This window comes from Streptomyces sp. NPDC059003, from assembly GCF_042740445.1.
Classification (GTDB): domain Bacteria; phylum Actinomycetota; class Actinomycetes; order Streptomycetales; family Streptomycetaceae; genus Streptomyces.
Genome location: NZ_JBHYJH010000090.1, coordinates 1 through 22,982, shown reverse-complemented (window position 1 = coordinate 22,982; position 22,982 = coordinate 1). Strand labels below are relative to the sequence as shown.

The 22,982-nt window shown below is 73.5% G+C and carries 19 protein-coding genes; 12 read left to right on the top strand and 7 right to left on the bottom strand.

Annotation, left to right across the window (positions count from 1 at the left end; all coding sequences use genetic code 11):
* The first annotated feature begins 374 nt into the window (after nt 1-374).
* The gene (locus ACFWZ5_RS27630) at nt 375-764 is read left to right on the top strand and encodes a VOC family protein (protein WP_384798952.1); all 390 of its coding nucleotides are present in this window, start codon (nt 375-377) and stop codon (nt 762-764) included.
* Nucleotides 765-782: 18 nt separating this feature from the next.
* On the opposite strand, the gene ACFWZ5_RS27625 is transcribed toward ACFWZ5_RS27630, so the two are convergent.
* Nucleotides 783-2,357, bottom strand: coding sequence for a FadD3 family acyl-CoA ligase (locus tag ACFWZ5_RS27625; protein WP_384798955.1), 1,575 nt, complete (start codon nt 2,355-2,357; stop codon nt 783-785).
* A 120-nt stretch (nt 2,358-2,477) separates the two neighbouring features.
* Between ACFWZ5_RS27625 and ACFWZ5_RS27620 the strand changes: the two genes are divergently transcribed.
* The 4 genes from ACFWZ5_RS27620 to ACFWZ5_RS27605 all read left to right on the top strand — a co-directional run bounded on the left by ACFWZ5_RS27620 (nt 2,478) and on the right by ACFWZ5_RS27605 (nt 5,961).
* On the top strand, nt 2,478-3,626 hold the full coding sequence (locus ACFWZ5_RS27620; protein ID WP_384798958.1) for a lipid-transfer protein: 1,149 nt from the start codon (nt 2,478-2,480) through the stop codon (nt 3,624-3,626).
* A gap of 15 nt (nt 3,627-3,641) precedes the next feature.
* On the top strand, nt 3,642-4,091 hold the full coding sequence (locus tag ACFWZ5_RS27615) for a Zn-ribbon domain-containing OB-fold protein (protein ID WP_384798961.1): 450 nt from the start codon (nt 3,642-3,644) through the stop codon (nt 4,089-4,091).
* On the top strand, nt 4,088-4,870 hold the full coding sequence (locus tag ACFWZ5_RS27610; RefSeq protein ID WP_384798964.1) for an enoyl-CoA hydratase/isomerase family protein: 783 nt from the start codon (nt 4,088-4,090) through the stop codon (nt 4,868-4,870). Before ACFWZ5_RS27615 ends, ACFWZ5_RS27610 begins: the two co-directional genes overlap by 4 nt.
* A 590-nt stretch (nt 4,871-5,460) precedes the next feature.
* The gene (locus ACFWZ5_RS27605) at nt 5,461-5,961 is read left to right on the top strand and encodes a hypothetical protein (protein ID WP_384806890.1); all 501 of its coding nucleotides are present in this window, start codon (nt 5,461-5,463) and stop codon (nt 5,959-5,961) included.
* 36 nt (nt 5,962-5,997) lie between these two features.
* Here ACFWZ5_RS27605 and ACFWZ5_RS27600 read toward each other — a convergent pair whose 3' ends face one another.
* Nucleotides 5,998-8,541, bottom strand: coding sequence for a PQQ-binding-like beta-propeller repeat protein (locus tag ACFWZ5_RS27600; RefSeq protein WP_384891375.1), 2,544 nt, complete (start codon nt 8,539-8,541; stop codon nt 5,998-6,000).
* A 182-nt stretch (nt 8,542-8,723) separates the two neighbouring features.
* On the bottom strand, nt 8,724-9,491 hold the full coding sequence (locus ACFWZ5_RS27595; RefSeq protein WP_384806628.1) for a VOC family protein: 768 nt from the start codon (nt 9,489-9,491) through the stop codon (nt 8,724-8,726).
* 275 nt (nt 9,492-9,766) lie between these two features.
* Between ACFWZ5_RS27595 and ACFWZ5_RS27590 the strand changes: the two genes are divergently transcribed.
* Nucleotides 9,767-10,414 (top strand): TetR family transcriptional regulator, encoded by a 648-nt coding sequence (locus ACFWZ5_RS27590; protein ID WP_384806630.1) that lies wholly within the window; start codon nt 9,767-9,769, stop codon nt 10,412-10,414.
* 105 nt (nt 10,415-10,519) lie between these two features.
* Here ACFWZ5_RS27590 and ACFWZ5_RS27585 read toward each other — a convergent pair whose 3' ends face one another.
* Nucleotides 10,520-11,707 (bottom strand): acyl-CoA dehydrogenase family protein, encoded by a 1,188-nt coding sequence (locus ACFWZ5_RS27585; protein ID WP_384891372.1) that lies wholly within the window; start codon nt 11,705-11,707, stop codon nt 10,520-10,522.
* A gap of 144 nt (nt 11,708-11,851) precedes the next feature.
* On the opposite strand from ACFWZ5_RS27585, the gene ACFWZ5_RS27580 reads away from it, so the two are divergent.
* The 3 genes from ACFWZ5_RS27580 to ACFWZ5_RS27570 all read left to right on the top strand — a co-directional run bounded on the left by ACFWZ5_RS27580 (nt 11,852) and on the right by ACFWZ5_RS27570 (nt 14,293).
* Entirely contained in the window at nt 11,852-13,024 is a 1,173-nt protein-coding gene (locus ACFWZ5_RS27580; protein ID WP_384803100.1) for an acetyl-CoA acetyltransferase, read from the top strand.
* A 100-nt stretch (nt 13,025-13,124) separates the two neighbouring features.
* Complete coding sequence (locus tag ACFWZ5_RS27575; protein ID WP_384803103.1) at nt 13,125-13,787, top strand: pyridoxal 5'-phosphate synthase; 663 nt, start codon at nt 13,125-13,127, stop codon at nt 13,785-13,787.
* The gene (locus ACFWZ5_RS27570) at nt 13,784-14,293 is read left to right on the top strand and encodes a GNAT family N-acetyltransferase (RefSeq protein ID WP_384803106.1); all 510 of its coding nucleotides are present in this window, start codon (nt 13,784-13,786) and stop codon (nt 14,291-14,293) included. The genes ACFWZ5_RS27575 and ACFWZ5_RS27570 overlap by 4 nt, the downstream gene beginning before the upstream one ends.
* On the opposite strand, the gene ACFWZ5_RS27565 is transcribed toward ACFWZ5_RS27570, so the two are convergent.
* Together ACFWZ5_RS27565 and ACFWZ5_RS27560 are read right to left on the bottom strand one after the other, a co-directional pair.
* The gene (locus ACFWZ5_RS27565) at nt 14,283-15,161 is read right to left on the bottom strand and encodes a GNAT family N-acetyltransferase (RefSeq protein ID WP_384803109.1); all 879 of its coding nucleotides are present in this window, start codon (nt 15,159-15,161) and stop codon (nt 14,283-14,285) included. The two genes, ACFWZ5_RS27570 and ACFWZ5_RS27565, sit on opposite strands and share 11 nt — an antisense overlap.
* A gap of 101 nt (nt 15,162-15,262) precedes the next feature.
* A complete protein-coding gene (locus tag ACFWZ5_RS27560) occupies nt 15,263-17,062 on the bottom strand; it encodes a hypothetical protein (protein WP_384803112.1) in 1,800 nt (599 codons plus the stop codon).
* A 356-nt stretch (nt 17,063-17,418) separates the two neighbouring features.
* Here ACFWZ5_RS27560 and ACFWZ5_RS27555 point away from each other — a divergent pair, with 356 nt between their 5' ends.
* Complete coding sequence (locus ACFWZ5_RS27555; protein ID WP_384803114.1) at nt 17,419-18,426, top strand: ArsR/SmtB family transcription factor; 1,008 nt, start codon at nt 17,419-17,421, stop codon at nt 18,424-18,426.
* Here ACFWZ5_RS27555 and ACFWZ5_RS27550 read toward each other — a convergent pair.
* On the bottom strand, nt 18,383-18,838 hold the full coding sequence (locus ACFWZ5_RS27550; protein WP_384803117.1) for a Zn-ribbon domain-containing OB-fold protein: 456 nt from the start codon (nt 18,836-18,838) through the stop codon (nt 18,383-18,385). The genes ACFWZ5_RS27555 and ACFWZ5_RS27550 overlap by 44 nt on opposite strands.
* 156 nt (nt 18,839-18,994) lie before the next feature.
* Between ACFWZ5_RS27550 and ACFWZ5_RS27545 the strand changes: the two genes are divergently transcribed.
* Nucleotides 18,995-20,278: a flavin-containing monooxygenase gene (locus ACFWZ5_RS27545; RefSeq protein ID WP_384803120.1), complete on the top strand. Its 1,284-nt coding sequence runs from the start codon at nt 18,995-18,997 to the stop codon at nt 20,276-20,278.
* 308 nt (nt 20,279-20,586) lie between these two features.
* Nucleotides 20,587-22,812 (top strand): acetate--CoA ligase family protein, encoded by a 2,226-nt coding sequence (locus ACFWZ5_RS27540; protein ID WP_384803123.1) that lies wholly within the window; start codon nt 20,587-20,589, stop codon nt 22,810-22,812.
* Nucleotides 22,813-22,982 lie beyond the last annotated feature (170 nt).

Genomic DNA, 22,982 nt, shown 5'->3' with positions numbered 1-22,982 from the left:
AGCCGGAACCACACGGCCTTCCCGTCCCCCACGCCGTGCCGGCACACGCCCCACTCCGCCGCGCACACCCCGACGAGCAGCAGCCCGCGCCCGCCCTCGGCGTCGTCGCACCCTGCCGCCCGCGTCGGCAGCCCCGGCGCCGCGTCCCGCACGACGACGTGCAGCCCGGCCGGGGCGGCGCAGCGTGCCTGGACGCTGACGTCCGCCGAACAGCCGCTGTCGCGGCAGGCGTTGATGGCGTTCGTGACGTCGCGCGGGTCGGGAAGTGGGCCATCGACACGTCCGCGTTCCCCCGGTACCGCGCATAGCCGGGCACTGCCCGAGCCGCGCGGAAATCGATGGACAGTCCCGCCCCGCTCCCCCATAGTGCGCCCATGACCACCCTCGTGCGGCACGTCACAGTCGACTGTTCCGATGCCTACAAGCTGGCGTCCTTCTGGGCCGGAGTGCTCGGTGGGGCGGTGGCCGACGGGGATCATCCGGGGGACCCGGAAGTCCTGGTGAACGTGGACGACGGGCCCGGCCTGCTGTTCATCGCCGTGCCCGAGGCCAAGGCCGTGAAGAACCGCGTCCACCTCGACCTCCAGCCGCAGGAGCGGAGCCGGGACGAGGAGGTGGAGCGGGTGGTGGCGCTGGGGGCCACCGTCTTCGAGGACCACCGCAGGCCCGACGGGCGGGGCTGGGTGACGCTGACCGACCCCGAGGGGAACGAGTTCTGCGTGGAGCGGAGCGCGTCCGAGCTCGCCGCCACGTCCAACGGCTAGCTTCGGCACGGGCAACGGCTAGGTGCGGCGCCGCAGTTCGCGCTTCAGTACCTTGCCGCTCGCGTTCCGCGGCAGTTCCGGTACGAAGGCGACCTCGCGCGGGACCTTGTAGTTGGCCATCTCGCGGCGGGCCCAGGCGATCACGTCGTCGGCGGTCAGGGTCGTGCCCGGGCGACGGACCACGTAGGCGCGGCCGACCTCGCCGAGGCGGGCGTCGGGGATGCCGATGACCGCGACGTCCGCGATGTCGGGGTGGACGCCCAGGAGCTGCTCGATCTCCGCCGGGTACGCGTTGAAGCCGCCCACGATGTACATGTCCTTGATGCGGTCCGTGACGCGCAGGTTGCCCGCCGCGTCGAGGACGCCCACGTCGCCGGTGCGCAGCCAGCCGTCCGCCGTGAGGACCTGCCGGGTCTCGGCGGGGTCGTCGTCGTAGCCGGTCATGACGTTGTGGCCGCGGACCAGGATCTCGCCGGGGGTGCCGGACGGCAGGTCGGCGCCCTCGGGTGACACCACCTTCACCTCCGTGCCCGGTATCGCGCGGCCCGACGTCGACGCGATGACGTCCGCCGCGTCGCCCCTGCGGCACATGGTGACGATGCCGGACGCCTCCGACAGACCGTACGCCGTCAGGACGGTGGCGATGTGGAGCTCCGAGCGGAGGCGTTCGACCAGGAGCAGCGGGACGACCGCCGCGCCCGTCACCACGAGGCGCAGCGCCGACAGGTCGTGGTCGTCGCGGGCCGGGTGGTCGAGGAGGGACTGGTGGAGGGTGGGCGGGCCGGGGAGTACGGAGACGCGCTCGGCCGCGATGTTGGCGAGGACCGTGTCGACGTTGAAGACCGGCTGGGGGATCATCGTGGCGCCGCGCATCAGGCACGCGACGATCCCGGCCTTGTAGCCGAAGGTGTGGAAGAACGGGTTCACGATCAGATAGCGGTCGCCCTCGCGCAGGCCCGCCAGGTCGCTCCAGATCTCGTAGCAGCGCAGGGTCTGGGCGTGGGTGATGACGGCGCCCTTGGGGCGGCCCGTCGTGCCGGACGTGTAGACGATGTCGGACGGGGCCGAGGCGGCCACCGCGTCCGCGCGGGCCCGGACCTCCGCCGCCGTGACGCCGTCCCCGCCCGCCAGGAAGTCCTTCCAGGTGCGGTACTCCGGCGGCGCGCTGTCGGCGAGGACGACGACCTGTTCCAGGTCGGGGAGTTCGGCGCCGGACCGGCGCAGGGACGCCACGTACGAAGCCCCCAGGAACGTCCCGGTGATGAACAGCAGCTTCGCCCGGGAGCGGGCGAGGACGTACGCCGCCTCGGCGCCCTTGAAGCGGGTGTTGAGGGGGACGAGGACCGCCCCGGCCGTCACGGCGCCGAGCGCGGAGACGATCCAGTCCAGGGTGTTGGGGGCCCAGACGGCGACCCGGTCCCCCGGCTCGACGCCCGCCGCCACGCACGCGGCCGCCGCCCGCTCGACCCGCTCCCCCAGCTCGGCGTACGTCACCCGGGTGCGGCCCTCGACCACGGCCTCGCGGCCGCCGTACCGCTCGGCCGCCGCACGCACCAGGCGAGGAACCGTGCCCCACTCCAGATCGCCGCGCATACCCGCCTCCCCAGTTCCCCGGGCCACACCACTAGCTGACTGTCCGTCAGATTAACGGTAGCCTGACCGCCTGTCAGCCGTGCGGAGCAAGCGCGACGATCGCGGAGGTGACGCGTCACAGTGTCAGGGCTCAAGGACACGACAGCGATAGCCGGTATCGGACAGACCCCCTTCGCCAAGCAACTCCCCGAGAGCGAGAAGGCGTTGGCGTGCCGTGCCGTCCTCGCCGCGCTCGCGGACGCCGGGATCGCCCCGTCCGAGGTCGACGCCTTCGCCTCGTACACGATGGAGGAGACCGACGAGGTCGAGGTGGCCAAGGCCGTCGGCGCCGGGGACGTGACCTTCTTCAGCAAGGTCGGGTACGGGGGCGGCGGCTCCTGCGCCACGCTCGCGCACCTCGCCGCCGCGATCACCACCGGGCAGGCGAGCGTGGGCGTCGCGTGGCGGTCGCGCAAGCGCGGCAGCGGGCCGCGGCCGTGGCGGAACACGGCCGCCCAGCTCCCCACCCCCGCCCAGTGGACCCGCCCCTTCGGGCTGCTGCGCCCCGCCGACGAGATCGCGATGCTCACCCGCCGCTATCTGCACGAGTACGGCGCCACCCGCGACCACCTCTTCAACGTCGCCCTCGCCTGCCGCAACCGCGCCAACCAGAACCCGGCCGCGATGATGTACGAACGCCCGCTCACCCGCGAGATGTACATGACATCCCGCTGGATCAGCGAGCCGCTGTGCCTCTTCGACAACTGCCTGGAGACGGACGGGGCGCTGGCCTGCGTCCTCGTCTCCGCCGAGCGCGCCCGCGACTGCCGCCACCGGCCCGTGTACGTCCACTCCGTCGCCCAGGGACTGCCCGCCCAGCACCACGGCATGGTCAACTACTGGAACGACGACCCGCTCTCGGGCCCCGCCTGGACCGCCGCCCGGCACCTGTGGAAACAGGCGGACTTCGGCCCCGACGACGTCGACGTGGCCCAGATCTACGACGCGTTCACGCCCCTCATCCCGCTCTCCCTGGAGGGCTACGGCTTCTGCGGCCGCGGCGAGGGCGGCGCCTTCACCGAGGGCGGCGCCCTCGAGATCGGCGGCCGCCTGCCCCTGAACACCAGCGGCGGCGGGCTCAGCGAGGCCTACGTCCACGGCTTCAACCTGATCACCGAGGGCGTGCGGCAGCTGCGCGGCACCAGCACCGCGCAGGTCCCGGACGCGGCGACGTGCCTGGTCACGGCGGGCGAGGGCGTGCCCACGTCGGCGGTCCTGCTCAGGAACTGAGGAGTGGAGAGGCGTATGAACGACACGCGTGAACTGCTGGCCCCCGTCCTCGACGACGACGGCGCGCCCTTCTGGGAGTACGCCGCCCGCGGCGAGCTCCGGATCCAGGCCTGCGCGGCCGCCGGCTGCGGCGAGCTGCGCTTCCCGCCGCGGCCGTGCTGCCCGCACTGCGGGTCCTTCGACAGCGAGTGGCGCCGCATGAGCGGCCGGGGCCGCGTCTGGTCGTACGTCGTCCCGCACCCACCACTCCTCCCCGGCTACGCCGACCTCGCCCCGTACAACGCGGTCCTCGTCGAACTCACCGACGCCCCCCGAATCCGCCTCGCCGGCAACGTCGTCACCACCGCGGACGCCCCCCTGAACTCCCTCCCACCCGAACGGCTCCGCATCGGCGCCCGCGTGCAGGTGGTCTTCGCGGAGCAGGGCGGGGCCGTGCTGCCGCGCTGGGTCCTGGAGCGGCCGTGACGACCGGGTCCGGGCTGCGCGTGGAGCGGGACGCGGATACCGGCGTCGCCGTCGTCACCCTGGACCGGCCCGACCGGCACAACGCCATCGACCTGGCCATGGCCGCCGAACTGGCCGCCGTCTGGCGGGAGTTCCGGTACGACGACTCCGTGCGCGCGATCGTGCTCACCGGGGCGGGTGAGCGGGCCTTCTGCACCGGCATCGACCGCGCGGTCGAGGTGCCGCAGCCGTCGTCCCCGTACTCGATCGACGACCCCCTGCTCACCATCGGCCCCAAGGCCAACGACTTGTGGAAGCCCGTCATCGCCGCCGTCAACGGCATGGCCTGCGGCGGCGCCTTCTACCTCCTCGGCGAGGCGGAGTTCCTGCTCGCGGCCGAGCACGCCACGTTCTTCGACCCGCATACGACGTACGGGATGGTCAGCGCGTACGAGACGATCCTGATGGCCCAGCGGATGCCGTTCGGGGAGGTCGCGCGGATGGCCCTGACGGGCACGGCGGAACGGGTTTCCGCGCGGCGGGCGTACGAGGTGGGGCTGGTGTCCGAGGTGACTCCCGCGGGCGGGCTGCTCGACGCGGCGGTGCGGGCCGCCGAGACCGTGGCTTCCTGTCCTACGGAAGCGGTGCAGGGCACCGTGCGGGCTGTTTGGGCGGCCAAGGAGGCAGCGCGGGGGCTGGCCCTTGGCCTTGCGCCGCACTTGGTTGCCCTCGGCAACGCGGCTCCTGCCCGACAGGCGGACCTCTTCGACACACGCCCCCGAACCTTCCGGACCCGGTGACCTCCCACCCGCCCGCCCGTTTCCACCCTGCCGCGGGGCGACCGCCCCTGGTGGGGGTAACCCACCGCTGGCGCCTGCGGGTTACCGCCGCTACCGCGGCGCGTGATCTCCCACCCGCCCGCCCGTTTCCAGCCACATGACGGGCGGACGCCCCCTGTGGGGGTCATTCACCATCGGCGACTACAGGCCCGAGAGCCGCAGCCGCCAACACCGAAACAGCCCCACCAGAAGCGCCGACCCCACGTCACGCCAGAAACGGGCGGGCGGGTGGGAAAGAAGTCGCCGCGATAGCGGCGGTAGCCCGCAGACGCCGACGGCAAGCAAGCCACACGAGGGACGTCCACCCCGCGTGGCGCTGGAAACGGGCGGGCGGGTGGGAGAGAAAGCGCCGCGGTAGCGGGGGTGGGGGGCAGGCGCCAGCGGCGGGCAACCCCCACCGGGGGCGGTCGCCCCGCGGACGAGTGGAAACGGGCGGGCGGGTGGGAAAGGGGGCGCCGCTGTCGTGGGGTCTGCGTGGCGTGGGGTGGGTGGGGGGCGTAGCGTCGGTGGGGAGAGTGGGCTCGGGTTGGAAACCGAGGAGGCCGGACTTGGTGCGTAACGTCGTCGGGTCGGCGCTCGCTCTCATCGGAGCGACGGCCGCCGTCTGGAGCCCCTTCCGTGCCTGGTACGACGGCCGTCCCGGCCGCGACGTCCGCGTCGACGAACTGTTCTCCGGCACGGGGATCACGAACGCGCGGGCCGAGCTGTTCGGCTCGCTCTTCCTGCCCTTGGCCTTCGCGGCCCTGCTGGTCCTCGCGGGCCTCGCCCTGCGCTCACGGGTGACGGTCGCCGTCGGCGGACTCGTCATCCTCGGCTTCACGATCCTGTGGATGGTCCGCCAGGGGCAGGCGGAGGGCAGTCTGGCCGTGGCGGGAGACGGTTCGGGACTCGGGCTCGGGGTGCTCGGGGCCTTCGGCGGGGGCGTGGTCGTACTCGTGGCCGCGGTGGCCCTCGGCGGACGACGGCGCCCCGGGACCGAGGTCCCGCCGGAGCCGGAGCCGGAGCCCCCGCGCCCCACGGTCCCCACGCTGGACGGCCCGCCGAGGCTCTAGCCCGTCCGGCGCGCCCCGCGAGGGCTCACGCCCGCGTCAGCGCGACGTCGCCGTCCCCCGCTCCGCGTCCAGCGCGTACACACAGCGGTCCTTGCTGCACGCGTACACCACCCCGTCCCGCACCACCGGCGCCCCCGTGATCTCGCCGCCCGTGGCGAGCTTCCAGCGCAGGCGGCCGTCGTCGGCCTTGAGGGTGTAGAGGAGGTGGTCCGTGGCGCCGAAGTGGATGCGGCGGTCGGCGACGACGGGGGAGCCGACGACTTCGCCGCCCGCCTGGAACCGCCATTTGGGTGTGCCGGTGACGGCGTCGAGGGTGTAGAGGCCCTTGCCGCTGCCCACGTGGACGTGGCCGTCGGCGACCAGGACCGGGTCGATGGAGGACCGGGACTCGGTCGCGATGCGCCAGCGGTCGCGGCCGTCCGTGGCGTCGAGGGCGTACACCGTGCCCAGGTAGTCGGCGAGGTACACGCCGCCGCCGGTGACGGCGGGCCCGGGCGCGAAGGCGGGCGGGGAGAGGAAGGCGGCGGGCGCCTCGAAGTGCCAGCGGACGTGGCCCGTGGCCACGTCCAGGGCCAGGACGCGCGTGCCCGCGGCCACGTACACGAAGCCGTCGGGGGCCTGCGTCACCCGCACGGGGACGCCGCCGCAGGAGGCCGCGTCGCCGATGGGGTACGACCAGCGCTCGATGCCGGTGCGGGCCTCGACGGCGCGCAGCCGCGCGTCCTTCCAGACGTACACCGTGCCGTCGCGGATGACCGGCGCGGCCTCCGGCGTCTCGAACTCGGTCTGGGCGCCGGTGATCTCCCAGAGCTTCTCGCCGTTGACGGCCTCCCATCCCTGGACGCCGCCGCCGCGGGTCGCGGTGACGACGGTGCCGCGGTCGGCCTGGAGGGCGTACACCCAGGCGTCCGTCGACAGGCGCCACAGGTCGGAGCCGTCGGCGCCGTCGAGGGCGTAGAGGGTGGGGCCGTCGGATGCGTGGATGCGGCCGTCGGCGACCGCCATGGACCAGGCGACGTCGCGGGTCTTGAAGCTGCGTCGGCCGGTGCTGACGTCGAGGGCGTGCACCTCGAAGGACGTGACGTACACCAGGTTCCCGGCGACGGCGGGGGTGCCCCACACGTCGTTGGACATGCGGAACCGCCACGGCCGCCAGGAGCCGCCCGCCGCGGTCCCCGCCGGTGCGCCGGCGCCGGTGGGCGCGGGGGCCGTGACGGCGGGTTCGGCGCCGTTGGCCCGCGGCTGCGCGGGGGCCGCCGAGCGCGACCAGGAACCGGCGAGCCCGGCGTCGGGGGCCGGAGCCGCGGGCGCGCCCGCGGCGCGGGCCGCGGCGACGCGCGGCCCGGGCCCGATGGGCACCTTGGCACCCGCGAGCTGCACGGGCCCGGCGTCGGGCACGCCCTGGAAGGAAGCCTGGTGAGAAGACTGGTGCGGGGACTGGTGAGAGGACTGGTGCGCGGGCTGGTGGGGCGCCTGGTGCGGCGGGGCGGCCTGCGACGGCGCGTGGGAGGGGGCGTACGACGGGGCGGCGGCCTGCGAGGGCGCCTGGGACGGCACGGCGGGGGCCTGGCGCGGCGGGGGCGGCACCGCGGACACCGGCGCCGCCGACGCGGCGGCCGCGGCCCGCCCGCCCCGGCCCGCGGACCCGCCCGCCCCGGAGGCGACGCGCGCCGGGGGACGCCCGCCGCGGCGGGCCTCGATGAGCGCGACCGCCCGCTCCGGCAGCCAGGCGGACGCCGTACCGCTGTCGTCGCTGGCGCCCTCGGAGGCGAACAGGTGCGGCGCGAGCTGGGCCTGGAGGTCGCCGGGCGTGGGGCGCAGGGTGGCGTCCATCTGCATGCAGGACTCGATCAGGGGGCGCAGCTCGTCCGGCAGGCCCTCCAGGTCGGGGCCCTCGCGCAGGAGCATGAAGACGGTCTCGACGGGGTTCGCGCCGTGGAACGGGGCGTGCCCGGTGGCGGCGAAGACGAGGGTGGAGCCGAGCGAGAAGACATCGCTCGCGCCGGTGACGCTGCGCGAGTCCTTGGCCTGCTCGGGCGACATGTACGCGGGGGTGCCGACGGCGACGTTCGTCATGGTCAGGCGGGTGTTGGAGACGCCGGACGCGATGCCGAAGTCGATGACGCGCGGGCCGTCCTCGACGACGAGGACGTTGGAGGGCTTGAGGTCGCGGTGGACGAGTCCGGCGCCGTGGATGGACTCCAGGGCCTCGGCGACGCCCGCGGCGAGCCAGCGCACGGCCTGGGTGGGCAGCGGCCCGTGCTCGTTCACTATCTCTTCGAGGGAGGGCGCGGGCACGTACGCCGTGGCGAGCCAGGGCACGGCGGCGCGCGGGTCGGCGTCCACGACGGCGGCCGTGTAGAACCCGGACACGGCGCGCGCGGCCTCGACCTCGCGCGTGAAGCGGACGCGGAACAGCTGGTCCTCGGCGAGCTCGGTCCTGACCGTCTTGATCGCCACGCGCCGCCCGGAGGCGGAGCGCGCGAGATAGACGAGTCCCATGCCTCCGGCGCCGAGCCGTCCCAGGACCTCGAACGGGCCGATCCGCCGCGGATCGTGCTGCGTCAGCTGGTCCACCACTTGCCTGCCACCTCCCCGTACGCGGGCGCCGTTCGGAACAGCCCCGTGCAGCGTCTCACCACCGAGCCGCTACGGCGGCACGCACCCCGATTCTTCCTGTCCGGGGCGATGGTTGCGAACCCGGGGCGACATCGGGATGTTTCGGTACAAAAGCGACGTGCGGCGACCGGCCGGGCACCCCTTCACTCCTGGAGGACCCCGAACACCGCCCCTTGGTTGTCGACGAGCACGGCGACGCGGCCGTAGGGGATGTCCAGCGGATCGGTGCGCACGCGGCCGCCGAGCCGCTGGGCCGCGGCGGCCGTCGCGTCGCAGTCGGCCACGCTGAAGTAGCTGAGGAAGTGCGCGGGCATCTCGGCCGGGAGGCCGTCGGACACGGCCCGGCCGCCGATCGCGGTGCCGGGCCCCGGCTCGGTTCCCGCGGGCGACCAGACGCGGTAGTCGTCGCCCGCGATCTCGTCGTCGTACGTCTCGTACCCGAAGACGCTCCCGTAGAAGGCGTCCACGGCGCTCTTGTCGCGCGAGTACACCTCGGTCCAGCAGAAGGCGCCCGGCTCCCGCACCACCCCGAAGCCCTCGTGGCTCCCGGCCTGCCAGAGCCCGAAGACCGCGCCCTCCGGGTCGGCCCCGAGCGCCATGGTCCCGAACGGGCCCACCGGGACCGGGTCCGTGATCATCTGCCCGCCCGCGTCCCGCACGCGTACGGCGGCCGCGGCGGCGTCGGCCGTGGCGAGGTAGACCGTCCAGGCGGTGGGCATCCGGCCGTCGGGCTTGGGGGCGAGCGCGGCGGCGGGGCGGCCGTCGAGGGCGGCCTGGGCGTAGGGCCCGTACTCCGCGCCCGCGCCGTCGTCGAAGGTCCACCCGAAGAGCTCACCGTAGAAGCGCTTGCCGCCCTCGACGTCCGGGAGCATCGCGTCCACCCAGCAGGGGACGCCTTCCGTGAATTCCATGAGACCGGTTCTCCCTCAGCTCACCCCTCCAGGCCCACCGTGGCCTCCATCACAGTCAAGCTAACCGTCCACCCGCCGCCCCGCAGCCGATCCATTCGAACACCTGACCAATTCTTTTCGGACGGCGCACGGCGCCGCCCCCGGGCGCCCTCCGGTGCGTCCCTGATCCCCCGTGCCACCTCCCTGCCACCCCTCTGCCACCGCGCTGCTCCCGCTCCCACCCCATTTGCACTCGGTCGAATCGCGCTCCGATCACCCCTCGGTAAGCTGACGGCATGACAGGACAGGTACGAACCGTCGACGGCCGAGTGGCCGGTCGACGCGGTCAGGCGACACGTCAGAAACTGCTCGACTGCCTGAGCGACATGCTCAGCTCGTCCCCCTACCGCGACGTGAAGGTCATCGACGTCGCCCGGAAGGCGGGCACTTCACCGGCGACGTTCTACCAGTACTTCCCGGACGTCGAGGGCGCGGTCCTGGAGATCGCCGAGCAAATGGCCGCCGAGGGCGCGGAGTTGACCCACCTCCTGGAGGGCCGCTCCTGGGTCGGAAAGGCCGCCTATCAGACGTCGCAGGACCTCGTCGACGGCTTCCTCGACTTCTGGCGGAAGAACGACGCGATCCTCCGGGTCGTCGACCTCGGCGCCGCCGAGGGCGACAAGCGCTTCTACAAAATCCGGATGAAGATCCTCAACTCGGTCAACAACTCCCTTGCGGACACCGTCAAGGAGCTCCAGTCCAAGGGCAAGGTCGACAAGGACGTGAGCCCTGCCGCGGTGGCCGGTTCCCTCGTCGCGATGCTCGCTGCGGTCGCTTCCCACCAGCGCGGGTTCCAGACGTGGGGCGTCAAGCAGGCCGAACTGAAGCCGAACCTCGCCCTTTTGGTCCATCTGGGCGTCACCGGTAAGAAGCCGACGAAGTAGGGCGGCACGCCCTCAGCCGGGATAGGGCGTGCCCCGAGGTCCTGTCACCCTTCCAGATGGGGCTGCGCCCCTTTCCCCGCTTTGTCGGCCCTTCGGGCCTCGTCCTCAAACGCCGGACGGGCTGAATACCTCAGCCCGTTCCGCCGCACGCGCCCGCAAACGATGCGCGGGCCCGAACATCAACTCGTCGCCCGCCGCCCGCTTCACGTACAGCTGGGACTCGTGCTCCCAGGTGATGCCGATGCCGCCGTGCAGGTGCACGGCCTCGGCGGCGGCGGTGCGCAGGGCCTCCAGGGCCTGCGCGAGCGCGACCCCCGCCCCCGGCTCCGCCCCCGCCCCGGCGGCCCACGCCGCGTAGTACGCGGCCGAGCGCGCCGCCTGCACGCCCACGTACACATCCGCGAGCCGGTGCTTGACCGCCTGGAACGAGCCGATGGCGCGGCCGAACTGCTCGCGCTCCTTGACGTACGCGACGGTCCGCGTGAGCGCCTGGTCCGCGGCGCCGACGGCTTCCGCGGCGAGCACCGCCGCCGCCAGCTCCCCGGTCCCGGCGAGCGCCTCCGCCACGCCCTCATCCACCTCCCCCTCGCCGAGCAACTCCGCCGCCACATCGCGCAGTTCGAGGCGGGCCTGGGCGCGGGTCTCGTCGAGCGCGGTCAGGCGGGTGCGTACGAGACCGGGGGCGTCGCCGCGTACGACGAAGAGCCGGGTGCGGGAGCGGGCGAAGCCGCCGGTGTGGGCGGCGACCAGGAGGAGGTCCGCGCTGTGGCCGTCGAGCACCTGGTCGGCCTGGCCGTAGAGGCGCCACGCGCCGTCGGCCGCCGTGGCCTGGATGCCGCCCGCGCGGCCGCCGCCCGCCCAGTCGCCGTGGTTGTCCCCCGTCAGGGCGAGCGCGGTGGTGAGGGCGGTGCCGGGGACGGCGAGGGTCGCGGTGCGCTCGCCCGCGGCGATCGGCGGGAGCAGTGCGGCGCGCTGGGCGGGGGTGCCGGCGGCGAGCAGGAGCGGCGCGGCGAGCGCGGCCGTGGCGAGGAACGGGGACGGGGTCAGGGCGCGGCCCAGCTCCTCGGCGGCGAGGGCGAGTTCGAGGGGGCCGCAGCCGACGCCTCCGTACGTCTCGGGCACGGCGAGGCCGGGCAGGCCGACGCGTCCGGCGAGGGTGTCCCACAGTGCGGTGTCGTGTCCGGCGCGGGTGCGCACGGCGGCCCGTACGTCGTCGGGGCCGCAGCGCTTGGCGACGATCTCGCGCAGGGTGCGGCGGATCTCGTCCTGTTCCGCGGTGCAGGCGGCGTCCATCGCGGGCTCCTCCCCGGTCCGGCGACCCGGATCTGACGGTACGTCATATTCCTTGGCGGGCGGTCATATTAGGGCGGGCACCGGCAGAAGCACAGGCCCGCGACGGCCTGCCGCGCCCACCCCATCTGATGTACCGTCAGATCCATGTCTTCCCCCCGCCAGGTGGCCGTCGTCGGCGTCGCCCTCTCCGACTGCGGCCGGGTCGACGAGGCCACGCCCTACGCCCTGCACGCCCAGGCGGCCCGGCGCGCCCTCGCTGACGCCGGACTCGGCCGCGAGCACGTGGACGGCCTGGCGTCCGCGGGCCTCGGCACGCTCGCGCCGGTGGAGGTCGCCGAGTATCTGGGCCTGCGCCCGCGCTGGGTGGACTCGACGTCCGTCGGCGGCGCCACCTGGGAGGTCATGGCGGCGCACGCGGCGGACGCGATCGCGGCGGGCCGCGCGAACGCGGTGCTCCTCGTGTACGGCTCGACGGCCCGCGCCGACGTCAAGGCGGGCCGGCGCACCGCGAACCTCTCCTTCGGCGCGCGGGGCCCGCTCCAGTTCGAGGCCCCGTACGGCCACTCGCTGATCGCCAAGTACGCGATGGCGGCCCGGCGCCACATGCACGAGTACGGCACGACCCTGGAGCAGCTGGCGTCGGTCGCCGTGCAGGCCCGCGCGAACGCGGCGGCGAACCCCGAGGCGATGTTCCGCGACCCGATCACGGTGGACGACGTCCTGAACGGCCCCATGATCGCGGACCCGTTCACGAAACTGCACTGCTGCCTGCGCTCCGACGGCGGCTGCGCGGTCCTGCTCGCCGCCGCCGACCTCGTCCCCGACTGTGCGTCGAACCCCGTCTGGATCCTCGGCACGGGCGAGTACGTCTCGCACACCTCCATGTCCCAGTGGGAGGACTTCACGGTCTCCCCGGCGGCAGTCAGCGGCCGCGCGGCGTTCGAGCGGGCCGGGGTCCGCCCGGCGGACATCGACATCGCGGAGATCTACGACGCGTTCACGTACATGACGCTTGTGACCCTGGAGGACCTGGGCTTCTGCGCCAAGGGCGAGGGCGGCGCGTTCGTGGAGAAGGGCCGCCTCCTGCGGGACGGCGACCTGCCGACGAACACGGACGGCGGCGGCCTCTCCGCCCAGCACCCCGGGATGCGGGGCCTGTTCCTCCTGGTGGAGGCGGTACGCCAACTACGCGGCGACGCGGGCCCGCACCGCCAGGTCCGCCGCCGCGACGGCACCCTGCCGGAACTGGCGGTGGCGTCGGGGACGGGGGGCTGGTTCTGCTCGTCGGGAACGGTGGTGCTGGGGCGCTCCTTTTAGAGCCCGCTCCGGCAGGAACCAAGCCCGTCCGGCGATTGAGGACGAGCCGCGGAGCGGCGATAAGCGGGGAAAGGGGCGCAGCCCCATACACAATCAACTCATGAGACCCAGCTTCAACCAACTGCTCACATCCCAAAAGGTCTGGGACACCGAACTCCCCACGTTCACCCCGGCCACCGCACCCGCCGAACCCGTACCCCTCTTCCACCGTTGGTTCGCGGACGCAGTCACCGCAGGGCAGCCCGAACCCCACACCATGACACTGGCCACGACGGACGAAGAGGGCCACCCCGACGCCCGCACGGTGATGCTGCACGGGGCCGACGACGAGGGCTTCCACTTCGCGTCCCACGCGACCAGCCGCAAGGGCCGACAGCTGGCGGCAAGCCCGTACGCGGCAGTGCACTTCTACTGGGCGACCGGCGGCCGCCAGATCCGCGCCCGAGGCCCCGTGACAACGGCCCCGCACCCCGCCGCCCTGGCCGACCTGCACGCCCGGTCGACCGGAGCGCTGGCCGCGGCGCTCGTCGGGCGCCAGAGTGCCGTACTCGCCTCGTACGAGGAGTTGGCGCGCGCGTCCGACGCCGCCTGGGAGCGGGCCGCCGCCGAGCCGGACGCGGACGCGCCGAGCTGGACGCTGTACGTCCTGGAGCCGCACGAGGTCGAGTTCTTCCAGGGCGACGCGCGCCGCCGCCACGTACGGCTGCGCTACCGCAGGACGGGGCACGAGCGGCCCTGGGCCAAGGAGTTGCTGTGGCCGTGACGGAGGAGTCCGCGGCGGAGTCCGCCGCACCGCGGCTGCGCCCGGCGCGCGCCGGTGACGCGGCGGCGATCGCGCGGATCTGGCACGAGGGCTGGAACGACGGCCACCGGGGCCACGTGCCGACCGCGCTGCTCGCGGTGCGCACGCCCGAGTCGTTCGTGCTGCGCGCGCCCCGCCGCGTCGACGACACCGTGGTGGCGACGGTCGCCGGGGCGGTGGCCGGGTTCGTGATGGTGGTCGACGACGAGGTCGAGCAGGTCTACGTGTCCCGGGACCACCGCGGCACGAGCGTCGCGGTCGCCCTGCTCGCCGAGGCGGAGCGCCTGGTCGCGGCCAAGGGCCACCGCCGCGCCTGGCTCGCCGTGGTCAACGGCAACGCCCGCGCCCGGCGCTTCTACGAGCGCAACGGCTGGCGCGACGAGGGCCTCTTCGAGTACCTCGCGGCGAGCGCGGGCGGCCCGATCCACGTGGCGTGCCACCGGTATGTGAAGGCCGTCAACCGGTAGCGGGGGCCGCGAAGGTGAACTGCGCGTAGTCCCGTACGGGCCGGTAGCCGACGCGCTGGTACAGGCCGTTGCTGGTGGGGTTGGCGAGGTCGGTGAAGAGCACCACGACGTCCGCGCCGTCGTCGAGCGCGGCGCGGGACACGGCGGCGGTGACGGCACCGGCGTAGCCGCGGGCGCGGTGGGCGGCCGGGGTGTAGACCGGTGCCACGCGCACCTGGCCCGCGGTGCGGCGGGTGTTGCCCGCCATGGCGACGGGGGTGCCGTCGGGCAGCTCCCAGAGGGTGACGCCGCCGTAGGCGATGCGGGTGTCGGCCCACTCCCCGGAGTCCATCAGCGGTGCCTCGCCGAGCGCCTCGCCGAACTCCTTGTGCCAGCGGGCGAGCAGCTCGCGGTCCCCGGCCCCGGCGACCCGGGCGGCACCCGGCGGCGCGGGCGCGGGCGGCGTGAGCTCACCGAGCCGGTACAGGCGCTGGCGCAGGTTCCTGGTGACGTCGGCGCCGGTGCGACGGCGCCAGGCGTGCGCGAACGCTTCGGCGGTGGTCTGGTCGGACATCACGCCGAGCAGGTCGGGGGCGCGGTCGGCGAACAGCTCCGCGAGCGCGGGCGCGTCCGCTTCGGCTTCGGGGAGCGGTCCGATCGCCACCCGGTGCGGTGGCGTACGCAGGAACGCTCCCCGCACGTCCCCCTGGCCGTCGGCCAGCCAGCCGAAGAGCGGGTCCCCGTCCCCGTACACATGGAGCCCGCGCGTGCGCAGCGTGTCCGCGACGGTCAGCAGCGCGGTGTTGAGCGCGGGCTCGGCGTGCAGGAAGTCGTGGGCGCGGGTGAGGAATTCGGCGGGGTCGGTGGTGAGGTGCCAGCGGGCCGTCATGCCGGGCCATCCATGATCGTCATCGCGTCAGTGTGGCCTCGCCTGCTCCTCGGCCGCTACCTGGATTACCGCTGCTTCCCGTAGGGAGCGGGCGACGCCCGCTACAGCGTCCGGACCTGCGGCGGGTTGCCCCCGGAGGATATGGAGATCGTCCCTCCCTGGACTTGGAGACCGGCGCCGCTGACCAGCATGTCACCGGATTCCTTGGTCATCGAGACGGAGTACTTGTCGTTGATGACCAGGATCCCCTTCTCGAATCGCACGCCCTGCTTGAATTCATTGGCCCCGGTGAACACGACCGCATCCGGCCGGGTACTGAACAGCGTCCCGCGCTCGCGGCCGATCTTCCCCTCATGGCTGAGGTTCATGCCGCCCAGGACGGTCAGCAGGCCCTTCACTCGGGCGCTGCCGGTCCGCAGGTCGTTCAGACTGGCGAGGCCCGCGGCGACGGTGCCCCAGCCGTCCTCGTCCTTGCGGACGTCGATGCCGTCCTGCGGGAACTCGATCCAGCCCTTCTCGTGGACGCGGTCCCCGACCCACGGGGTGTTGACGCCGTCGTTGATCTCGGCCGCTTCGGCGCGCAGGGCTCCCAGGTCGGGGGAGCCGTCCCGGTGGATCTCGACTCCGTCCTGGGGGAAGTCGATCCAGCCGTTGCCGCCGTCGCGGTCCCCGACCCAGGTGGTGTTGACGCCGTCGCTGATGTCGGCCTTGTCGGCGGCGAGGGTGCCCCTGTTCGGGGTGTCGTCCTTGTAGACGGTCGCCCCGTCGTCGGAGAAGTCGATCCAGCCCTGCCCGGCGGCGCGGCGGCCCGCCCAGGTGGTGTTGACGCCCTGCACGTCGGCCCGCTCGGCCGTGATGACGCCCGGCGTGCTGGTCGGACCGTGGTACACGTTGACGCCGGTGTCGGGGAAGTTGATCCAGCCGGCGTCGTCGGTACGCCCCTGCACCAGCCTGGTGATCACCGCGTCCACGTCGGCCCTCTTGGCCCGCAGCGTGCCCAGGTCACTGTGGTTCTGGTCCTGGACGTCCACGCCGTCCGCGGTGAACACGACGCGGCCCTTGTCCACCGTCCCCTCGATCCACCGGGTGCGCGTGCCGCTCTCGAACTCGGGGATGGTCGCGTGGACGGTGGCGGTGAGGAAGTACCCCTGGTGGTTGGTGACGCCGGGGGGCTTGGCGACCAGGGTGTACGTGGTGCCGCGCTTGGGGGCGAAGCCGGGCTGCCGCCTGAACTGCTGGTGCGCCGAAGGTCCCGGCGCCGCCGCCTCGTTGTGGACCGGGGCCCCGGTCTGGTCGAGGATCGAGTAGTCGAGATCGGTGGGCCCGTCCCACAGGAACACGACGGCCTGGCCCGCGTCCCCGTCGATCCGGGACTTCTCCGCCCGGAAGTTGCGCGGGATGCGCGGCGTCTGCTTCGTGAGGCCGAGGGTGGTGGTGCAGTGGCCGATCCCGAAGGCGTGGGGCCCGGTGTCGCCGCCCCTGGCCCTGTCATGGATCTTCAGAAGGACCAGTCCCGCGCCCTCGGTGACGGGGATGTTCTCCAGCTTCAGGATGAGAGCGCCGTGGTAGAGCAGTTCCGGGTACGCCCTGATGGGGGACTGCGACCAGTCGAACTGGGCCCGGTAGCGCTGCACGTTGTTGTCCCACTTGAACTCCAGCGCCTCATCACGCGGAGTCGTGACGGTCCTTTCGATGCTCGTGACGACCGCGGCGGGGCTGTCGGTCAGGTCGGAGGCATCAGGGCCCCACGGCACTTCCACATCGATGTACTCCCACTCCACGATGGACTTGTGGGTGTTGGAGACGATGATGTACACCGTCCCCGTGGACGGCTCCCCGGGGAGCGATGCCTGGAGCGACGTCGGGTCCGTGACGATCTCGTAGTGCAGCAAGGACGGCACAGCGCGGACTCCCTATCTCGGTGTCGTACACGGAACGAGCAGAGCGGAACAGGGGTCGACAGACCCACCGACTGTATGCATCGCCCCGCGGCCCGGGCGCCGCAATCGCGCACGGCTGGCCCGAACCGCCCCTCCCTCTGACCGGAACCTCCGCGGACGGCGGCCCACGTCCGCGTCCAGGCCAACGGGAGGAGCCTCAACTCGCGTAAGACATGCGTAGTCCGGCAGCCCCTCCCCCGTGTGCGGCCCTGGGCTGCCGGACTCCCCCCGTGCCCCACCAGCTTCGGGCGGTGGGCCACGGAGGTCGACTCGTTTCGGGCTGGCCCGAAACGACCTTCGACGGCGAGGCTCCACGGATGACCCTGCGGATCCACTTCACGGCCGAGGACCTCTCCCGCACCCGTCTGGCCTCCGGGGTACGGCCCCTGCTCGAACTGGAGATAGGCATCCGGCTGCTCCAGGAGCGCAGTCACCCGGTGCGGTTCGACGCGTGGCGGCGGCGCGCCGCGACGCGACTGCCGCCGCGCCTGACGCCGCTGTTCGACTTCATCCCCGCCCTCGGGGCGTCAGCGGACTTCCTCGACCTGAACCGCGCCGAGGAGCCGGACGAGTTCGTGGAGCGGCTCTGCTCGACGCCGGCGCACCGCTTCGTCGAGGACGTGGACCGCTGGGCGGCGGGCCTGAAACGCGTGCCGCGGTCGGCCCGGCAGCTCAGGCAGGACCCCGCGCTCGTCCGCCCCCTGGCCGAGGCCGTGCACACGGCGCACGACCTGCTCGTCGCACCGTACTGGCCCCGCATCGAGCAACTCGCCGGTGCGGACCGCGCCCTGCGCCTGCGGCACGTGACCGAGCACGGCGTCGAGCGCCTGCTGCGCGAGCTCAACCCGCGCTACATCACCTGGGAATCGCCGGTGCTCCAGCTGACGACGGCATCCAGCCGCGACGACGACATCCACCTGGCGGGCCGCGGCCTCCTCCTCATCCCCACCGTGTTCGGCTCCCACTACCCGGCCTACGACCACCCGGACGACGGACAGCCCTGGATCACGTTCCCCGTGAAGGACGCCACGCGCGCCACCGCGGCCCCCGCCCTCGTCACCGCGGGCACCCTCAGCGAAGCCCCGTCGTCCCTGCGCGCGCTCCTCGGCCGGACCCGCGCGACGGTCCTGTGGGTGATAGCCGAACACGCCGGATGCACCACCACCCAGTTGGCGGCCCGCGCCGGAATCTCGCCCGCGAGCGCCAGCGAACACGCGAGCGTGCTGCGCAAGGCCGGACTCACCGCCCTCACCCGGGACGGAAAGGCCGCACGCCACGCCGTCAGCCCCGCCGGGCGGACCCTGCTGAACTCCTCCCGCGCGTAGGGGAGACCGGGCCGGCCCCGAACACCGGCACCACCACTCCCTCCCCCACCTCCCGGAACGTGACCTCGAGCGCCATCCCCACCCGCAGCTCCGCCGCCGCGCGGCCCACCACCTCCGTCATCATCCGCGGGCCCTCCGCGAGGTCCACGACGGCGGCGACGTACGGCACGCGCCCGGCGAACGGCGGGAGGTCGTTGCGGTGGACCACGGACCACGTGTACAGCGTGGCGCGGCCGCTCGCGCGCTCCCAGACGACGTCGTCGGACCAGCAGTACGGGCAGAACTCGCGCGGGTAGTGGTGGGCGCGGCCGCACCCGGCCGCGCGGCAGCGGCGGACGAGGAGGCGGCCCTCGGCGGTGGCGTCCCAGTACGGGCGCGTGAAGGAGTCAACCTCGGGCAGATCGAAGCGCACGCGCGAACCAGCCCTTCCCAACCAAGGAATCTGACGTTATGTCAGTTCAGCGCACCGGTCGCCGCGCGCGCAAGAGGCGGGCACGCGTGATCAATTCGCAACCGGTTTCGGACTTGTCCGTCACCCATCAAGTGACGGCGTGGTTACTCTCCCGTCATGGCCGACTCGAACCTTCCGCTCCCGCCGAGAACCGACCGGCCCCTGACGGGCAGGCCCTGTCCCGACCGCCCCGTGTACGTCATCGGCGGCGGCCCCGGCGGCCTGGCCGTCGCGGCGGCCCTGCGCGCACGCGGCGTACGCGCCGTCGTCCTGGAGAAGTCCGACCGCGTCGGCGCCTCCTGGCGCGGCCACTACGACCGCCTCCACCTGCACACCACGCGCCGCCTCTCCGCCCTGCCCGGCCTGAAGATGCCCCGCTCCTTCGGGCGCTGGGTCGCGCGCGACAACGTCCTTCGCTACCTGGAGAAGTACGCCGAGTTCCACGAGCTCGACGTCGTCACCGGCGTGGAGGTGACCCGCCTGGACCGGGCGGACGACGGCTGGCTCCTGCACGCCACGGGCGGGCGCGAGCTGACCGGCCGCGCGGTCGTCGTCGCCACCGGCTACAACCACACCCCGCACCTGCCCGACTGGCCGGGTCTCGACGCGTACGAGGGCGAGCTCCTGCACGCCTCCGACTACCGCAACCCCGCCCCGTACGCGGGCAAGGACGTCCTCGTCGTCGGCGTCGGCAACACCGGCGCCGAGATCGCCGTCGACCTGGTCGAGGGCGGCGCCGCACGCGTGCGCCTCGCCGTGCGCACCGCCCCGCACATCGTGCGCCGCTCCACCGCCGGGTGGCCCGCCCAGCGCACCGGCATCCTGTGCCGCAGGCTGCCGGTGGCCGTGGTCGACCGGATCGCCCGGCCCCTCGCGCGGATCAGCGTGCCGGACCTGTCCGCGCAGGGCCTGCCGCGCCCCGACACGGGCCTGTACTCGCGCGTCCACGAGGGCGCGATCCCGGTCCAGGACGTCGGGCTCATCGACGCCGTGCGCAAGGGGCGCGTCGAACCCGTGGCGGCCGTCGCGTCCTTCGAGGACGGCAAGGTGGTCCTCGCGGACGGCACCCGCATCGGCCCGGAGGCCGTCATCGCCGCCACCGGCTACCGCCGCACCCTGGAGCCGCTGCTCGGCCACCTCGGCGTCCTCGACGACCGGGGCCGCCCGGTGGCGCACGGCCCCCGCACCGCGCCGGGCACGGCAGGCCTGTACTTCACGGGCTTCACCAATCCGATCAGCGGGATGCTGCGCGAACTGGCCAGGGACGCGGACCGGATCGCGACGGCGGTGGCCAAGTCCCAGGCACGGGAGGCGCGTGCGGCGCGGGAGGCGCGTGCGGCCCGCGGGGCGCGTACGCAGCGCGCGGACCGCACCGCGACAGCAGGCCCGACCCGTCGGTAGTACCGGCGGTAACAAGCCACGTGGCCGGGCGCCCACCTTGGCAGCGCCCGGGTTCTGCGGTTCCGTGGAGGCGTCAGGTACGCACGTGACGTGCGGTGTCGGCACGGCGCGGCCGGGTCCGGCGGCCGCGCCGCGCACGACGACGGCGGGATGGGCCGCGGCGCGCGCCCGTAGGCGTGCGCACGTCCTGCCGTACGCACGCACACGTCCTGAACGGCGTCTTGCGCACCCCATTCCTGACACGGCGTCAGTTCAGTAATCTGACTATGCGTCAGTAAAGTTCCTTACCCACAGGAGCGGGCGGACCGATGCTTGGATCGACATACGGCACCTTCACCTCCGACCCCCGCCGCGCACGCGCCCTGGCCTGCGGCAACCTCCCCGCCGCCACCGTCCACGGCCGCGCCGCAGACGCCGGCGACCTGGACGTCAGCGGCCGTCCGCTGCACGCCGACGTCCCCGACCTCGACCGCTTCTTCCGCCCCGAGTCCGTCGCCGTCGTCGGCGCGTCGGACGCCGAGGGGCGCCCCAACACCGGCATCACGCGCCAACTCGTCGCCTGGGCCGAGCGGGTCGGCGCCCGCCTGCACCCCGTGCACCCCACCCGCCGCACGGTCTTCGGCCTCCCCTGCGTCACCTCCGTCACGGACCTGCCCGAACCGGTCGACCTCGCCGTGCTCCTCGTCGGCGACCCGCTGCCCGTCGTCGAGGAACTCGCCGGTACGAAGGTGAAGTTCGCCGTGGCCTTCGCGTCCGGATTCGCCGAGACCGGCACCGCGGGCGCCGCGGCCCAGGACCGCCTCGTCGAGGCCTGCACCCGCTCCGGCCTGCGCCTGCTCGGCCCGAACACCAACCTCAACGCCTTCGAGACGTTCCGCGACGACCTGTCCGGGCCCGCCATCGCGCTCATCACCCAGTCCGGCCACCAGGGCCGCCCCGTCTTCACGCTCCAGGAGCTCGGCGTCCGCCTCTCCCACTGGGCGCCCACCGGCAACGAGGCCGACCTGGAGACCGCCGACTTCCTCGCGTACTTCGCCGAACAGCCCGAGGTGGGCGCCATCGCCGCGTACGTGGAGGGCCTCAAGGACGGCCGCGCCTTCCTGCTCGCCGCCGACCGGGCCGCCCGGCGCGGCGTGCCCGTCGTCGCCGTCAAGGTCGGCCGCACCGAGACCGGCGCCCGCACGGCCGCGTCCCACACCGGCAAGCTGACCGGCGCCGACGCGGTCGTGGACGCGGCGATGCGGCAGTTCGGCGTGATCCGCGTCGACGGGCTCGACGAGCTCCAGGACACCGCGACGCTCCTGGCCCGCGCCCGGCCACCACGGGCCGACGGCGTGGCCGTCTACTCCATCTCCGGCGGCACCGGCGCCCACTTCGCCGACCTCGCCACCCGCGCGGGCCTGCGCCTGCCCACCCTCTCCGATGCCAAGCAGACCGAACTGCACCAGTGGATCCCCCACTACCTGAACGTCGCCAACCCCATCGACAACGGCGGCCACCCCGTCGGCGACTGGCGCGGCCGCAAGATCCTCGACGCGCTCCTCGCCGACCCGTCCGTCGGCGTCCTCATCTGCCCCATCACCGGCCCGTTCCCACCGATGAGCGACAAGCTCGCCCAGGACCTCGTGGCCGCGGCCGAGCAGACGGACAAGCTGATCTGCGTGGTGTGGGGCTCACCGCTCGGCACGGAGGACGCCTACCGGCACACCCTCCTCGGCTCCCCACGCGTAGCCACCTTCCGCACCTTCTCCAACTGCATCAAGGCGGTACGGGCCTACCTCACCCACCACGACTTCGTGACGTCCTACCGCTCCCCCTTCGACGAGGCCCCCCGCACCCCGTCCCCCTCCTACCGCAAGGCCCAGGCCCTGCTGCGCCCCGGCCAGCAGCTCAGCGAGCACGCGGCGAAGCAGCTCCTGCGCGCGTACGGCATCCGCGTGCCGCGCGAACAGCTCGTCACCAGCGCCGCGGCCGCCGTGCGCGCCGCCGGGCAGGTCGGCTACCCCGTCGTGATGAAGGCCTCCGGCGCCCAGATCGCCCACAAGACCGAACTCGGCCTGGTCCAGGTCGGGTTGACCTCCGCCAGCCAGGTCCGCGACGCCTACCGCGACCTCACCGACATCGCCCGCTACGAAGACGTGTCCCTGGACGGCGTCCTCGTCTGCCAGATGGTGGAGCGCGGCGTCGAGATGGTCGTCGGCATCACCCAGGACGACCTCTTCGGCCCCACCGTCACGGTCGGCCTCGGCGGCGTCCTCGTCGAAGTCCTCCGCGACACGGCGGTGGGCGTCCCGCCCTTCGGGGAGGACCAGGCCCGCGCCCTCCTCGATTCCCTGCGGGGCCGCGCTCTCCTGGACGGGGTCCGGGGCGCGGCGCCGTCCGACCTCGACGCGCTGGTCGAGGTGGTGCTGCGGGTGGAGCGGATGGCCCTCGAACTGGGGGACTCGCTGGCCGAGTTGGACATCAATCCGTTGATGGTGCTGGGGCGGGGTCAGGGCGCGGTCGCCTTGGACGCGATGGCCCGCTGCACGTAGCCCCGCCCTTGCTGGGGGCTCCGCCCCCAGACCCCCTTTTCCCCCACCCACCCGCCCTTCCACTGGGGCTGTCGCCCCAGGCCCCCCGCAGATACCAGTCAGCAGCGGCGAAAATTTCAGCCCGTCCGGCGTTTGAGGACGAGGCCGGAGGCCGATTGCTTTTCGGGGTG

Bases quoted from the DNA above. Each gene is read 5' to 3' on its own strand.
- ACFWZ5_RS27590 (WP_384806630.1), top strand. From the start codon at position 9,767: ATGACAGGACAGGTACGAACCGTCGACGGCCGAGTGGCCGGTCGACGC.
- ACFWZ5_RS27630 (WP_384798952.1), top strand. From the start codon at position 375: ATGACCACCCTCGTGCGGCACGTCACAGTCGACTGTTCCGATGCCTAC.
- ACFWZ5_RS27615 (WP_384798961.1), top strand. From the start codon at position 3,642: ATGAACGACACGCGTGAACTGCTGGCCCCCGTCCTCGACGACGACGGC.
- ACFWZ5_RS27555 (WP_384803114.1), top strand. From the start codon at position 17,419: ATGACCCTGCGGATCCACTTCACGGCCGAGGACCTCTCCCGCACCCGT.
- ACFWZ5_RS27540 (WP_384803123.1), top strand. From the start codon at position 20,587: ATGCTTGGATCGACATACGGCACCTTCACCTCCGACCCCCGCCGCGCA.
- ACFWZ5_RS27545 (WP_384803120.1), top strand. From the start codon at position 18,995: ATGGCCGACTCGAACCTTCCGCTCCCGCCGAGAACCGACCGGCCCCTG.
- ACFWZ5_RS27585 (WP_384891372.1), bottom strand. From the start codon at position 11,707: ATGGACGCCGCCTGCACCGCGGAACAGGACGAGATCCGCCGCACCCTG.
- ACFWZ5_RS27565 (WP_384803109.1), bottom strand. From the start codon at position 15,161: ATGACGGCCCGCTGGCACCTCACCACCGACCCCGCCGAATTCCTCACC.
- ACFWZ5_RS27575 (WP_384803103.1), top strand. From the start codon at position 13,125: ATGAGACCCAGCTTCAACCAACTGCTCACATCCCAAAAGGTCTGGGAC.
- ACFWZ5_RS27580 (WP_384803100.1), top strand. From the start codon at position 11,852: ATGTCTTCCCCCCGCCAGGTGGCCGTCGTCGGCGTCGCCCTCTCCGAC.
- ACFWZ5_RS27625 (WP_384798955.1), bottom strand. From the start codon at position 2,357: ATGCGCGGCGATCTGGAGTGGGGCACGGTTCCTCGCCTGGTGCGTGCG.
- ACFWZ5_RS27595 (WP_384806628.1), bottom strand. From the start codon at position 9,491: ATGGAATTCACGGAAGGCGTCCCCTGCTGGGTGGACGCGATGCTCCCG.